A 13629-nucleotide genomic window follows, 5' to 3' on the forward strand; every position below is an offset into this window, starting at 1 on the left:
CTCACATCACTCGCGTTTAGCGAGAGATTAGCCGTGCCGCCCGATCTGGTAAACCGGCAATCCCGCGCGCGGTGCCGCCTGTCGCGGCGGCGCTACATCCCCGCCGGCCAGCGCCCGCGCGCCATCAGGCCCAGCCGCTCAAGCTGCCGCCAGTCCTCGTAGCGGGCGGAGGTGGTCCCGCACCAGAGCGCCGGGTCGCCGAGGATGCCGTCGTAATAGCCGTCGTAACGCTCGGCATGGGTGAAGTGCTCGCGCCGCAGCTTCTCCTCCGCCGATTTCGCAAGGATCTCGGGCAGGAACTTGGTGTGAAGCAGCACCCCCGTCGGCCGCTCCAGCCGCGCGTCGAAGCCAGCGTTCAGCCGCCGGGGCAGGGCGATATGGGTGGAACTGAGATAGGAATAGGGTCTTTTCCAGCGCACCAGCGGGGTCTTGTGCAGATGGGGCCCCAGCTCTGGCCGGTCGGGGAAGAACACCCGTTCCCGCACCCCGCCGCGGATCGAGATATTGCCGTAGCGCGCCTGCCGCTCCCAGTGATAGCCCGCCGCGTCGAACCAGCCGAGGCTGCGGGTCGGGTCGCCATCGCTCCCGCCCTCCGAAAGCCGCCCCTTCGGATAGAGGTCGAGCATCAGCGCCGCCATCGCCGGAATCTCCTGGCTGTCGAGCCAGCGCGTCAGTGCGGCCAGCGGCTGCGCGTTCCAGCCGGGATAGACCAGCAATTCATCGGCATCGACCGTCAGGCACCAGTGCCCCGCGCCATGGCGGAACAGTAGCCAGTTCAGCCAGTCCATCCCGAACCGCGAGGCGCGGTAGCTCGCCTCCGTCCACCAGAGAGAGACATCGGCCTCCCCCGCCAGCAGCTCCGCGCTGCCGTCGTCGCTGGCGTTGTCGACAATCAGGAAATGCCCGACGCCAAGCGCCCGGTAATGCGCCAGGAAGACCGGCAGCCGACCGTCCTCGTTTCGGATCGTGGCGAAGGCGAGGATCGTGCCCGGTCGGATCGCGCCCCTTCGGGCCGAGACGGCTCGAAGTTCCCGCCGCTTCGCGAAGGCGCGTAGCACAAGCCGCCGGCGGCGAAGCCTCTGCCGGTAGCTCCGCCAGAGGTCCGTCATCCGCGCCCTGCGTCCGCGCGGCCCGGCACCGCTACTGGGCCGCCGCGCGCAGCGACAGAGTCTCTTCCAGGTATTGCCGAAAATCCTTGTTCAGATCCTCGCGCGCCAGCCCGTAGGCAACGGTGGCCTGAAGGAACCCGGCCTTGGAGCCGCAGTCGAACCGCTGCCCCCGGAAGCGGAAGCCGTGAACCGGCCGGCCCGAGTCGATCTCCGCCGCGATGGCGTCGGTCAGCTGGATCTCCCCGCCCGCGCCCTTCTTGGCCTGGTTCAGGGTCTCCATCACGTAGGGCGTCAGGATATAGCGCCCGATCACGGCGAGGTTGGAGGGCGCATCCTCCCGCCTCGGCTTCTCGACCATGCCGCGCACCCGCACCAGCGCGCCGTGCTCCTCCGAGATGTCGAGCACGCCGTAGGAGGAGGTCTTCTCCGGCGCCACCTCCATCGCGGCCACGACATTGCCACCGGTCTCGGCATAGGCCTCCATCATCTGCTGCAGGCAGGGCTTCTCGGCGGCGATCACGTCGTCGGTCAGGATCACCGCGAAGGGCTCGTGGCCCACCAGCTGGCGCGCGCACCAGACGGCATGGCCCAGGCCCTGCGCCCGGTTCTGGCGCACATAGGCGATCGCGCCCGAGGGCATGTAGGTGCTGCGCAGGGTCTCCAGCAGGGCGGTCTTGCCGGCCGCCTCCAGGCTCGATTCCAGCTCGGGCGCATCGTCGAAGTAATCCTCCAGCGCGGATTTGCCGCGCGAGGTGACGAAGATGAATTCCGTGATGCCGGCCGCCCGGGCCTCGTCGATCGCGTATTGGATCAAAGGCCGGTCGACCAGAGTCATGATCTCCTTGGGAATCGATTTCGTGGCCGGCAGGAAGCGCGTGCCCAGCCCCGCGACGGGGAACACCGCTTTCGTCACTTTCCGAGTCGTCACATCAAAATCCTTGTCCTACAGCCGCCCGCCTGTGCCGGGATCCCCAACCGGAGCGGGCACCCGACATTCTGTCTGAAATCCGCAGGTTGGGGAAGGGCGCAGTGCAGGCGCGCCTCTCCCCGCAAGGCCTAGCAGAGCCGTCACGGCTCGGCACCCGTCGCCCTTGGCGCTAGGCCGAAGCCCGCCGCTGGGCGCCCAGGCGCCAGCGGCCGCCCGCCGGCTCAGCCCGCCGCCATCGCCGCCAGCATCGCCTCGATCCGGGCGACGTCATTGGGGTTGTTCAGCTCCCAGAACTGCCGCCCGCGCGCCTCCACCTCGACGCAGAGCACCGGGCGCTCGCGCTCCAGGAACCGCAGCTGCTCCAGCCCCTCCAGGCTCTCCAGCGGGCCCGGCTGCCAGCGCGGATAGGCGGCCAGCGCCGAGGGCCGGTAGGCATAGACGCCGACATGGTGGAAGACCGGCGTCTCCTCGTCATCGGCATAGGTCTTGCCGGTATAGGGAATGACTTCCTTGGAGAAATAGAGCGCCTTGCGGTCCCAGCCGAAGACGGCGGTCGTGCCGCCCACCCGGCCGTTGCGGCGGTCGTCGAGAAACCCGTTCAGCGCCGCCCCGTCGCAGCGCAGCACCGGCGTCGCGACCTCGGCCACGGGATCGGCGCGCAGGCCTGCCACCAGCTCCTCCACGAACCAGGGCGGCGTCAGCGGCGCGTCGCCCTGCAGGTTCACCACGATGTCGAAACCGCCGCCGAGCCGGTCGAAGGCCTCGGCGCAGCGCTCGGTGCCGTTGCGGCAGGTGTCGGAGGTCATCACGACCTCCGCCCCGAAGCTCTCCGCCTCGGCCCGGATGCGCTCATCATCGGTCGCCACCACCACGCGGTCGGCGCCCCTGACCTGCATCGCCGCCTCCCAGCTGCGCCGGATCAGGGTCTTGGAGACGCCATCCGGCCCCTTCAGCGCCACAAGCGGCTTGCCCGGGTAGCGGGTCGAAGCATAGCGGGCGGGGATCGCGATCAGGACCGACATCAGGCCTCCTTCAGCGCCACGCCGGGCGCATAAGCGATGAAGAACGAATTGGCAAAGCCGGGCTTGCCGTAGGTGAAGGGCGCGTGATCCTCGAAACGGACCATCCGGCCCCCGGCCGCGCGCAGCACCGCGTCGCCCGCCGCCGTATCCCATTCCATGGTGCGGCCGAGGCGCGGGTAGAGGTCGGCCTCGCCCGTCGCCACGAGGCAGAACTTCAGCGAGGACCCGGCGGAGGTCATGTCCTTCACCGCGTATTTCGCGATGTAATCGTCCGTCGCCGCGTCGCGGTGGGATTTGGAGGCCACGACCATCAGCGCCGTGTTGTCAGGGGTGGAAACCGCAAGCGGCGTCAGCCGGCCGACCTGCACAGGGTCGAACGGCCCCGCCTCCTCCACCGCCGTGCCATCGGCGCGGGTGTAGAACAGCCGCCCCTTGGCCGGCGCGTAGACCACGCCGCGGATCGGCACGCCCGCCTCGACATAGGCGATGTTCACTGTGAAATCGCCGCGCCGCTGGACGAATTCCTTGGTCCCGTCCAGCGGGTCGACGATCAGGAAGGTAGAGACCTCTTGTTCATGCGTCCCGGCCTGCTCCTCGGTCACCAGGGGCAGGTCCGGGAAGGCCTCCCGTAACCCGGCCGAGATCAGCGCATCGGCGGCCTCGTCGGCCTCCGTCACCGGGCTCGCATCCGCCTTGGAGCGGACGGCGAAATCCTCCGCTCCGTAAATCTCCATGATCCGGTCGCCCGCCGCCAGCGCCAGCCGCCGGAAGACCGCCTCGAGCCGATCGAACTCCATGAAACCGCCTTTCCGCCTCAGATTGTCTGCAATGTTGAATAAAATCGCGCCACTTCCTATGCTTCATCGCCAAGGCTTCGGCAAGTTTTGGCACGCCTTCGTTGAGTGATCGAGTAAGCAAGCGTTCCCAGTACAGGCAGACCCGTGCGATGTTCAGCCCGAGTGTGACGGCCAATACCGCGACAAGCCTCTTCCGGCAGATGGACCTGATCTACCACGCCGCGGTGCGCCATGTCCGCAAGAGCCACGGAAACGCGATCATCGGGCTGGTGATGAACATGATGCAGACGGTGATGATGATCGTCGTCTTCTACATCATGTACAAGGTGCTGGGACTGACCTCGATGCGGGTGCGGGGCGATTTCGTCCTCTACATCATGTCCGGCATCTTCCTCTTCATGACGCACACGCGGACGCTGGGCGCGGTCTCCTCGGCCGATGGCTCCACCTCGGCGATGATGAAACACGCGCCGATGAACCCGATCGTCTCGGTACTCTCGGCCGCACTCGGTACGCTCTACGTGCAGCTCCTCTCGATGGGTCTGGTGCTCGGGGTCTATTCGTTGAGCTTCCATCCGGTCAGCATCGCCGATCCGGTGGGGGCTATGGCCATGGTGCTCCTGGCCTGGTCGAGCGGGATCGGCATCGGGCTTCTCTTCCGCGCGCTGCGGCCCTGGCAGCCGGACCTCGCCACCATCGCCACGCTGATCTTCATGCGCGCCAACATGGTTGCCTCGGGCAAGATGTTCGTCGCAAACAGCCTGCCGCCGAGGATCCGGGGCTATTTCTCCTGGAACCCGCTCTTTCACACCATCGACCAGTGCCGGGGCTTCGTGTTCGAGAACTACACCCCGCATTTCACCTCGACCCTCTACCCGGTCTACGTGACGCTCGCCTGCCTGATGATCGGGCTGATCGCGGAGTTCTATACCAGCCAGCACGCCTCGGTGAGCTGGGAGATGGGGCGATAGCGGGCCCCCCTTGCGCAGCGCCGCCGGGCCAACATCAGTCCCTGTTTCTGCCTAATCGACCACCCGCAGCGTCAGGTTGATCCGCCCGCCCTTCGGCAGCAGGGCGGAGCTTCCCGGCCGCACCCGGTCGATGCCGTGATAGGCCAGCCGCGCCGCGCCCCCCATCACCGCCACGTCGCCCGAGCGCAGCCAGACGCTCCGCGTCGGATCCTTCCGCGCGGTCCCGCCGACCCGGAACAGCGCCTCGTCCCCCAGCGAGATCGACAGCACCGGCCAGGTGAAATCGGCCTCGTCCCGGTCCTGGTGCAGGCCCATCCGCGCGCCCTCGGCGTAAAAGTTGACCAGGCAGCAATCCGGCATGCGCTCGGCCGAGACGAGATCGCGCCAGACCGACAGCACGCTTTCCGGTATCGCGGGCCAGGCGCCGCCCGCCGGGTGGCGCTCCTCGTAGCGGTATCCCTTTCGGTCGGTGAACCAGCCGTAGCGGCCCGCCGCCGTCATCCGCACGCTCATCGGTTTGCCCGAGGGCGTGACCGGCGCGTAGAGCGGCGCGGCGCGGATCACGCCGCGCAGATCCTCCACCATCGCCGCCTGCGCCCCGGCGTCCAGATAGCCGGGATGCACCGCCACCCCGTTCAGATCCAGCGCCGATGCCTCCGCCATGCGCGTCTTTCCCTGTCCCGACACGGTTTTCAGGCCCATGGGGCGCTTGCAGCCCCTAGGCCCCCCTCTTATATACGCCGGGAAGCACGGTCGGGCCATCTGCGCCCGGTCAGGATTTGGGATCTGGGACGGGTGCCGTATCCGGGCCTGCCCCTCAACATCGCCGAAGGAAGAGGAACACAAATGGCTAAAGTCATCGGGATCGACCTCGGGACCACGAACTCCTGCGTCGCCATCATGGACGGGTCGCAGCCGCGTGTGATCGAGAACTCCGAAGGGGCCCGCACCACGCCGTCCATCGTCGGCTTCACCGACAGCGAACGGCTCGTCGGCCAGTCGGCCAAGCGTCAGGCCGTGACCAACCCCACCAACACCGTTTTTGCCGTGAAGCGCCTGATCGGCCGCCGGCTGACCGACCCGGAAGTGGAGAAGGACAAGAAGCTCGTCCCCTACCACATCACCGACGGCGGCAACGGCGACGCCTGGGTTGAAATCCGCGGCGAGAAATATTCCCCCAGCCAGGTCTCCGCGATGATCCTTCAGAAGATGAAGGAAACCGCGGAAAGCTACCTGGGCGAGGATGTGACGCAGGCCGTCATCACCGTCCCGGCTTACTTCAACGACGCCCAGCGTCAGGCCACCAAGGACGCCGGCAAGATCGCCGGGCTCGAGGTGCTCCGCATCATCAACGAGCCGACGGCCGCCGCGCTGGCCTACGGGCTCGACAAGAAGGAAACCAAGACCATCGCCGTCTATGACCTCGGCGGCGGCACCTTCGACATCACCATCCTCGAGATCGACGACGGCCTCTTCGAGGTGAAGTCCACCAACGGCGACACCTTCCTCGGCGGTGAAGACTTCGACATGCGCATCGTGAACTACCTCGCCGAGGAGTTCAAAAAAGAGCATGGCGTCGACCTGACCAAGGACAAGATGGCCCTGCAGCGGCTCAAGGAAGCCGCCGAAAAGGCCAAGATCGAGCTCTCCTCGTCGAGCCAGACCGAGATCAACCAGCCCTTCATCTCGATGGATCCGAACGGCGGCACGCCGCTCCACATGGTGATGAAGCTGACCCGGGCGAAGCTGGAAAGCCTCGTCGGCGACCTGATCAAGAAGTCGATGAAACCCTGCGAGGCCGCGCTGAAGGATGCCGGTGTCTCCAAGGACGACATCGACGAGGTCGTGCTCGTCGGCGGGATGACCCGGATGCCGAAGGTGATCGAAGAGGTCACCAAGTTCTTCGGCAAGGAGCCGCACAAGGGCGTGAACCCGGATGAGGTCGTGGCGCTGGGCGCGGCGATCCAGGCCGGCGTTCTGCAGGGCGACGTGAAGGACGTCGTGCTGCTCGACGTCACGCCGCTTTCGCTCGGCATCGAAACGCTGGGCGGCGTCTTCACCCGGCTGATCGACCGCAACACCACGATCCCGACGAAGAAGAGCCAGATCTTCTCCACTGCCGAGGACAACCAGAACGCGGTGACGATCCGGGTCTTCCAGGGCGAACGCGAGATGGCGGCCGACAACAAGCTGCTCGGCCAGTTCAACCTCGAGAACATCCCGCCCGCCCCGCGCGGCATGCCGCAGATCGAGGTGACCTTCGACATCGACGCCAACGGCATCGTCTCGGTCTCCGCCAAGGACAAGGGCACCGGGAAGGAGCAGAAGATCACCATCCAGGCCTCCGGCGGCCTCTCGGATGACGAGATCGAGAAGATGGTCAAGGACGCCGAGGCCAATGCCGACGCCGACAAGACCCGGCGCGAGCTGGTGGAGACGAAGAACCAGGCGGAAAGCCTGATCCACTCCACCCGCAAGTCGATCGAAGAGCATGGCGACAAGGTCGACCAGTCGACCATCGAAGCCATCGAGCTTGCCATCGGCGCGCTGGAAGACGTGCTGAAGACCGAGGATGTCGGCAAGATCAAGGGCGGCATCCAGAACGTCACCGAGGCGTCGATGCGTCTCGGCGAGGCGATCTACAAGGCCCAGCAGTCCGAGGCGGACACCGGCGCCGGCGAGCCTGCCGACGAGGATGGCCCGCGGTCGGTCGACGAGGATATCGTCGATGCCGACTTCGAGGACCTCGACAAGAAGAACCGCTCGTAACGGCACAATCACGAGGGGGAAGCGGCCCGGACGCATCGGGCCGCTTCCGCCGTCAAGGGGTACCGGATGGCAAAGCGGGATTACTACGAGGTTCTCGGCATCGCGAAGGGTGCGTCGCCGGAAGAGATCAAGAAAGCCTATCGTCAGAAGGCAAAGGAACTGCACCCGGACCGCAACGCCTCGAACCCGGATGCAGAGGCGCAGTTCAAGGAAGCGAACGAGGCCTATGACACGCTGAAGGACGATCAGAAGCGCGCCGCCTATGATCGTTTCGGCCACGCTGCCTTCGAGGGCGGCGGCATGGGCGGTATGGGCGGCCACCCGGGCGGTGGCGATTTTGCCTCCGCCTTCTCCGACGTCTTCGAGGATCTCTTCGGCGATTTCATGGGCCGTGGCGGCGGCGGGGCCGGTGCCCGGTCGCGGGCGCAGCGTGGCTCCGACCTGCGCTACAACCTCCGCGTCACGCTGGAGGAGGCCTATCAGGGCGTCCAGAAAACCATCAACGTACCGGCTTCGGTCACCTGCGCCGCCTGCAGCGGCTCGGGCGCCGAGGGCGGGGCGGAACCCGTCACCTGCCCGACCTGCTCGGGCATGGGCAAGGTCCGTGCCCAGCAAGGCTTCTTCACTGTCGAACGCACCTGCCCCACCTGCGGCGGCATGGGCCAGATCGTGAAGAACCCCTGCCGCGTCTGCGGCGGTGCCGGGCGGGTGGAGAAGGACCGCGCGCTTTCCGTCAATATCCCCGCGGGGGTGGAGACCGGCACCCGCATCCGCCTTGCCGGCGAGGGCGAGGCGGGCCTGCGCGGCGGGCCGCCGGGCGACCTCTACATTTTCCTCGAGGTGCGCGAGCACCCGATCTTCCAGCGTGACGGCATGACGCTCTATTGCCGGGTGCCGCTCTCGATCATCACCGCCGCGCTCGGCGGCGAGATCGAGGTGCCGACGATCGACGGCGGCCGCAGCAAGGTGAAGGTGCCGTCCGGCAGCCAGACCGGCCGCCAGATGCGCCTGCGCTCCAAGGGCATGCCGGCGCTGCGCGGCGGCGGCTCCGGCGACATGCTGATCGAGCTCGCGGTAGAGACCCCGGTGAACCTCACCGCGCGGCAGAAGGAGCTTCTCCAGGAATTCGCCAAGATTTCCGAGGAGAACAACAACAACCCGGAAGGCCAGACGTTCTTCTCCAAGGTGAAGAATTTCTGGGAGGGTATGAAGGGGTGAGGTCCGGCCCCGGCTTAGCCGGGGCGAAAACGCTCCAGTGGAGCGTTTTCAGGACCGAACGCCCGGAGCGCAAGCGAAGGGCCGGGGGCCTACAAGCGGCACTGGCCCCCATTAACTCTTCCTTCACCGAGCGCGCGCACCCTTTCCGCATGCCGCCGCGTCCGCCTGCCTTTCGGGAAGCCTCCCCCTCGCTTTTCGCGCCCGACGAAGCGCCGCCAGCGCCGCTCGGGCCCGGGCGGCTGCCCTCCTATATCGAGGGTCACCGCAGCCGTCTGCGCGCCCGGTTCATGGAGGGGGGCGCCGCGGCGATGCCGGATTACGAGCTGCTCGAACTCGTCCTCTTCCGCGCCATCCCGCGGCAGGACGTCAAGCCGCTCGCCCGCCGCCTGCTGGACACCTTCGGCGATTTCAACCGCGTCCTCACCGCCCCCACCCACCGGCTGGCCGAGGTGCAGGGCGCCGGCTCCGCCGTGATACAGGAGCTGAAGATCGTGGAGGCCGCGGCCCAGCGCCTCGCCCGCGCCCGGGTGATGCACCGCCCCGTCCTCTCGGGGTGGGAGGCGCTTCTGGACTACTGCCGCACCGCCATGGCGCATCGCGAGGTCGAGCGGTTCCGCGTCCTCTACCTCGACCGCAAGAACATCCTCATCGCCGACGAGGAACAGGCCCGCGGCACGGTCGACCACGTCCCCGTCTACCCGCGCGAGGTGGTCAAGCGGGCGCTGGAGCTGAACGCCTCGGCGCTGATCCTGGTTCACAACCACCCCTCGGGCGATCCCACGCCGTCAGAGGCCGATATCGCCATGACCTTGCAGATCCGCGACGCGGCAGAGGCGCTGTCGCTGCAGCTCCACGATCACCTGATCATAGGCAAGTCGCGCGAGGTCTCGCTGCGCTCGGACGGCTATATCTGATCAGCGCGCAGCGATGCGCAGCACCGGGCCGAGGCCGGCAAGCGCCACCGACTGGCCCTCGATCCCGGCCCGGCAGCGCGGCATCGCCAGCGTCACCTGCACCGGCGCAGCGCCATCGGCGCGCAGCATCCGGCCCGCGATCTGCCGCCCGCAGCTGGCCTGGGTCACCGGGGCCGCCACGTCGACCCGCACCCGCCCACCGGCGTCCAGCGCCCTCGGCACGGTATAGACCTGCGCCTGCGCCGGCCACGGCAGCCCGGCATCGCCAAGCAGGGTCAGGAAGCCGCCATCTGCCCCCGGCCCACGCGGGTTGTCGGCAGAGACATCGCCCGCGCTCCCCGCCCCCGCGCCGAATTCCAGCGCGTCAAGGCGGAAGCCGGCGTTGCCCCGCCAGCTCACCGCCACGCGGCGGACCGCGGCGAGATCCGGTACCGGCGCGCGCGCCACCACCTCTGCCCCGCCGGGGAAGTGGACAGACACCTGCGCGGGATCGGCCATCGCCGGCATGTCCAGCGTCAGGGTGCCCTCTGGCGAGGTCGCCTGGGTGAACTCAAGCCCGTTGCTCCGTATATCCACCCGTTCGTCGGCGTTGCAGGGCGCGGAGAGGCCGAGATGCAGCATCGCCCCCGGCTCGGGCGCCAGCGCCAGATGCGCCGCGCAGGAAAGGTCAGCCGGTGCCACCACCGGCCCGTTCGTCTCGCCGGGCAGATCGAGGGCGACAGGGCCGCGCGCAGGAAGGGCTGGCACCGGCTGCGCGGTCGGAAGCCCCGCCAGGGCCTCGGGCGCCACGAGATGCGGCACCCCGGGCAGGTGCCCGCCAGCGGGGGCGCTGTTCTGCATAAATTGGCCGGTTGCGGCTGCCAGAAGGAAGGTGGCGGCAACCATGGCTATATTGCGTCTATGGTCCGTCATGGAACCGTCCTCATGTGGCGGTTTCAGACGGGTTAATAAATGATTAAGGCACCTGCGTGGCAGGCCTGTGGCGTCGGGCGGGGAGAATTGGGCCGGGGCCCGGGGAAACGGCAAAAGGCGCGGGCCCAGGCCGGGCCGCGCGCCTTTTTTCGGTGGGCCGGCGACTCAGTCGATCAGACGAACCGGCCGTGGCAATGCTTGAACTTCAGGCCCGATCCGCAGGGGCAGGGCTCGTTCCGTCCCGGGTTGCCCCAGGTCGCGGGATCGGCCTCGTCGAAGCCGGCGACCAGCGGTTCCGGGGCGGCGCCGCCTTCGCCCGCGCCCACGCCTTCCAGCGCCGGATGCGAGGCCTGGGCAGACGCTTCCTCGGCCCGCTGCTGGGCCAGGAACTGCTCCATCATCTGCTGCTGTTCTTCCTCGGTCAGCGGCCGCACCTGCGCCAGGCGCTGGGTGACGTCGATCCGCAGCGCGTTCAGCATCGATTCGAACAGCTGGAACGCCTCGGTCTTGTACTCGTTCAGCGGGTCTTTCTGGGCATAGCCCCGGAACCCGATGACCGAGCGCAGATGCTCCAGCGTCAGCAGGTGGTCGCGCCACTTGCCGTCGATGGTCTGCAGCAGAACCTGCTTCTCGACAGAGCGCATGGTCTCTTCGCCGAACTGCTCGGTCTTCTCGGCCGCCAGCTTGTCGGCGGCCTCGTAGATCCGGTCGCGCACCACTTCCTGGTCCACGCCCTCTTCGTCCGCCCATTCGGCGACAGGCAGCTCCAGCGCGCAGTGCTCGATCAGCGCGGTGTGCAGGCCCTCGGTGTCCCATTGGTCGGCATAGGTCTTCGGCGGCATGAAATCGTCGATCAGATCGTCGATCACCTGATGCCGCATGTCCTGGACGATGTCGGACAGGTCCTCCGTCTCCATGATCTCGCGACGCTGGCCGAAGATCACCTTCCGCTGGTCGTTCATCACGTCGTCGAACTTCAGAAGCTGCTTGCGGATGTCGAAGTTGCGCCCCTCGACCTTCGCCTGCGCCTTCTCCAGGCTCTTGTTCACCCAGGGATGGACGATCGCCTCGCCTTCCTTCATCCCCAGCTTGGAGAGGACGGAATCAAGCCGCTCCGACCCGAAGATCCGCATCAGGTCGTCTTCCAGCGACAGGAAGAACGACGACCGGCCCGGGTCGCCCTGGCGGCCCGAACGGCCGCGCAGCTGGTTGTCGATCCGCCGGCTTTCGTGCCGCTCGGTGGCCAGCACGAAAAGGCCGCCGGCCTCCAGCACCTTCTTCTCTTCCTCGGCGTGTTCCGCCTCGATCCTGGCGCGCAACTCGTCGGGGTCGGCGTCGGGATTGGCGTCGAGCGCCTCCATCACCGAGATCTCGACATTGCCGCCCAGCTTGATGTCGGTGCCGCGCCCGGCCATGTTCGTGGCGATCGTCACGGCGCCGAACTTGCCGGCATCGGCAACGATCTTGGCTTCCTGCTCGTGCTGGCGGGCATTCAGAACGTTATGCGCGATGCCTTCCTTCTTCAGCATGTCCGACAGGAATTCCGACTTCTCGATCGAGGTCGTGCCGACGAGGATCGGCTGGCCCTTGCTGCTGGCGTCCTTGATCGTCTCGACGATGGCGTCGTACTTCTCGCGCGCGGTGCGGAAGACCTGGTCGTGGTCGTCCTGCCGGGCGATCGGCTTGTTGGTCGGCACCTCGATCACGCCGAGCTTGTAGATCTCCATGAACTCTTCGGCCTCGGTCATCGCCGTGCCGGTCATGCCCGCCAGCTTGTCGTAGAGGCGGAAGTAGTTCTGGAAGGTCACGCTCGCCAGCGTCACGTTCTCGGGCTGGATCTCGACATGTTCCTTGGCTTCGATGGCCTGGTGCAGGCCGTCCGAAAGCCGCCGGCCCTTCATCATCCGGCCGGTGAACTCGTCGATCAGCATCACCTCGCCATCGCGCACGATGTAGTCCTTGTCGCGCTGGAACAGCTTGTGCGCCTTCAGCGCCTGGGTGACGTGGTGAACGATGGTGGTCGATTCCGGATCGTAGAGCGTCTGGTGCTCCGGCAGGATCCCGGTCTCGTGGAGCCGCTGCTCCATGAATTCGTTGCCGTCCTCGGTGTAGGTCGCCGTCCGCTGCTTTTCGTCCAGCGTATAGTGCTCTTCCACCAGCTCCGGGATGATCTTGTCGATCGTGTTGTAAAGCTCGGAACGGTCCTGGCTCGGGCCGGAAATGATCAGCGGCGTCCGCGCCTCGTCGATGAGGATGGAGTCGACCTCGTCCACGATGGCGTAGAAGTGATCGCGCTGCACCATCTCGGAGAGCTCGGACTTCATGTTGTCGCGCAGGTAGTCGAAGCCCAGCTCGTTGTTGGTCGCATAGGTGATGTCGGCCTGGTAGGCGAGCCGCTTCTCCTCGTCGGCCTGGAACGGATAGACCACACCCGTGGTCAGCCCGAGCTGGCCGAAGACCTTACCCATCCAGTCGGCGTCGCGCTTGGCGAGGTAGTCGTTCACGGTGACGATATGCACGCCCTTGCCGGCCAGCGCGTTCAGATAGGCTGGGAAGGTCGCGACGAGGGTCTTGCCTTCACCGGTCTTCATCTCGGCGATATTGCCCTGATGCAGGAAGATCCCGCCCAGCAGCTGCACGTCGAAGGCGCGCAGGCCTAGCGCCCGGCGGGCCCCCTCGCGACAGTTCGCGAAGGCTTCCGGCAGCAGGCTGTCCAGGGTTTCGCCGTTGGCGTAGCGGTCCTTGAACTCCAGCGTCTTCGCGCGGATTTCGTCGTCGCTGAGCTTCTGGAACTCCGGCTCCAGCGCGTTGATCTTCGCCACCAGCGGGCGCCGTACCTTGACCTTGCGATCGTTGGCCGTGCCGAACGTCTTCTTGGCGAGAGTTCCGAGCCCGAGCATGTTGTCTCCGCGTTCCGTCCTGACGCCGCGCCTGAGGCTATGCCTTGCCCGCAGGCGCGGCCTTGCCTAGAACACCGGGGCGGACCCGG

The 13629-nt window shown here is 67.0% G+C and carries 11 protein-coding genes; 4 read left to right on the plus strand and 7 right to left on the minus strand.

What is annotated here, in order from left to right; all coding sequences use genetic code 11:
• Positions 1-92 precede the first annotated feature (92 nt).
• The 4 genes from EIP85_RS06875 to cysQ form a co-directional block, all read right to left on the minus strand.
• Entirely contained in the window at positions 93-1109 is a 1017-nt protein-coding gene (locus tag EIP85_RS06875) for a glycosyltransferase family 2 protein (RefSeq protein ID WP_127901422.1), read from the minus strand.
• A gap of 31 nt (positions 1110-1140) precedes the next feature.
• Positions 1141-2037 carry a UTP--glucose-1-phosphate uridylyltransferase GalU gene (galU, locus tag EIP85_RS06880; RefSeq protein ID WP_127901423.1) on the minus strand — a complete coding sequence of 299 codons (897 nt, stop codon included), beginning with the start codon at positions 2035-2037 and terminating at the stop codon, positions 1141-1143.
• Positions 2038-2258: 221 nt separating this feature from the next.
• Positions 2259-3059 (minus strand): 3-deoxy-manno-octulosonate cytidylyltransferase, encoded by an 801-nt coding sequence (locus tag EIP85_RS06885; RefSeq protein WP_127901424.1) that lies wholly within the window; start codon positions 3057-3059, stop codon positions 2259-2261.
• Entirely contained in the window at positions 3059-3856 is a 798-nt protein-coding gene (cysQ, locus tag EIP85_RS06890) for a 3'(2'),5'-bisphosphate nucleotidase CysQ (protein ID WP_127901425.1), read from the minus strand. Before cysQ ends, EIP85_RS06885 begins: the two co-directional genes overlap by 1 nt.
• Positions 3857-4005: 149 nt before the next feature.
• On the opposite strand from cysQ, the gene EIP85_RS06895 reads away from it, so the two are divergent.
• Complete coding sequence (locus EIP85_RS06895) at positions 4006-4827, plus strand: ABC transporter permease (protein WP_127901426.1); 822 nt, start codon at positions 4006-4008, stop codon at positions 4825-4827.
• A gap of 51 nt (positions 4828-4878) precedes the next feature.
• On the opposite strand, the gene EIP85_RS06900 is transcribed toward EIP85_RS06895, so the two are convergent.
• Positions 4879-5490: an alpha-ketoglutarate-dependent dioxygenase AlkB family protein gene (locus EIP85_RS06900; protein ID WP_164871658.1), complete on the minus strand. Its 612-nt coding sequence runs from the start codon at positions 5488-5490 to the stop codon at positions 4879-4881.
• A 183-nt stretch (positions 5491-5673) separates the two neighbouring features.
• On the opposite strand from EIP85_RS06900, the gene dnaK reads away from it, so the two are divergent.
• From dnaK to radC, 3 genes are all read left to right on the plus strand, one after another.
• Positions 5674-7596, plus strand: a complete 1923-nt coding sequence (gene dnaK / locus EIP85_RS06905; RefSeq protein ID WP_127901428.1) for a molecular chaperone DnaK — start codon at positions 5674-5676, stop codon at positions 7594-7596.
• A gap of 66 nt (positions 7597-7662) precedes the next feature.
• Positions 7663-8814, plus strand: a complete 1152-nt coding sequence (gene dnaJ, locus EIP85_RS06910) for a molecular chaperone DnaJ (RefSeq protein ID WP_127901429.1) — start codon at positions 7663-7665, stop codon at positions 8812-8814.
• Between the two features lie 149 nt (positions 8815-8963).
• Positions 8964-9728, plus strand: a complete 765-nt coding sequence (radC, locus tag EIP85_RS06915; protein ID WP_127901430.1) for a RadC family protein — start codon at positions 8964-8966, stop codon at positions 9726-9728.
• Here the strand turns inward: radC and EIP85_RS06920 are convergent, their stop codons facing one another.
• Complete coding sequence (locus EIP85_RS06920) at positions 9729-10640, minus strand: hypothetical protein (protein WP_127901431.1); 912 nt, start codon at positions 10638-10640, stop codon at positions 9729-9731.
• A gap of 173 nt (positions 10641-10813) precedes the next feature.
• Positions 10814-13540 carry a preprotein translocase subunit SecA gene (gene secA, locus EIP85_RS06925; RefSeq protein WP_127901432.1) on the minus strand — a complete coding sequence of 909 codons (2727 nt, stop codon included), beginning with the start codon at positions 13538-13540 and terminating at the stop codon, positions 10814-10816.
• Between the last annotated feature and the right edge of the window lie 89 nt (positions 13541-13629).

Origin of the sequence: Solirhodobacter olei, assembly GCF_004010155.1 — a bacterium.
Classification (GTDB): Bacteria; Pseudomonadota; Alphaproteobacteria; order Rhodobacterales; family Rhodobacteraceae; genus Solirhodobacter; species Solirhodobacter olei.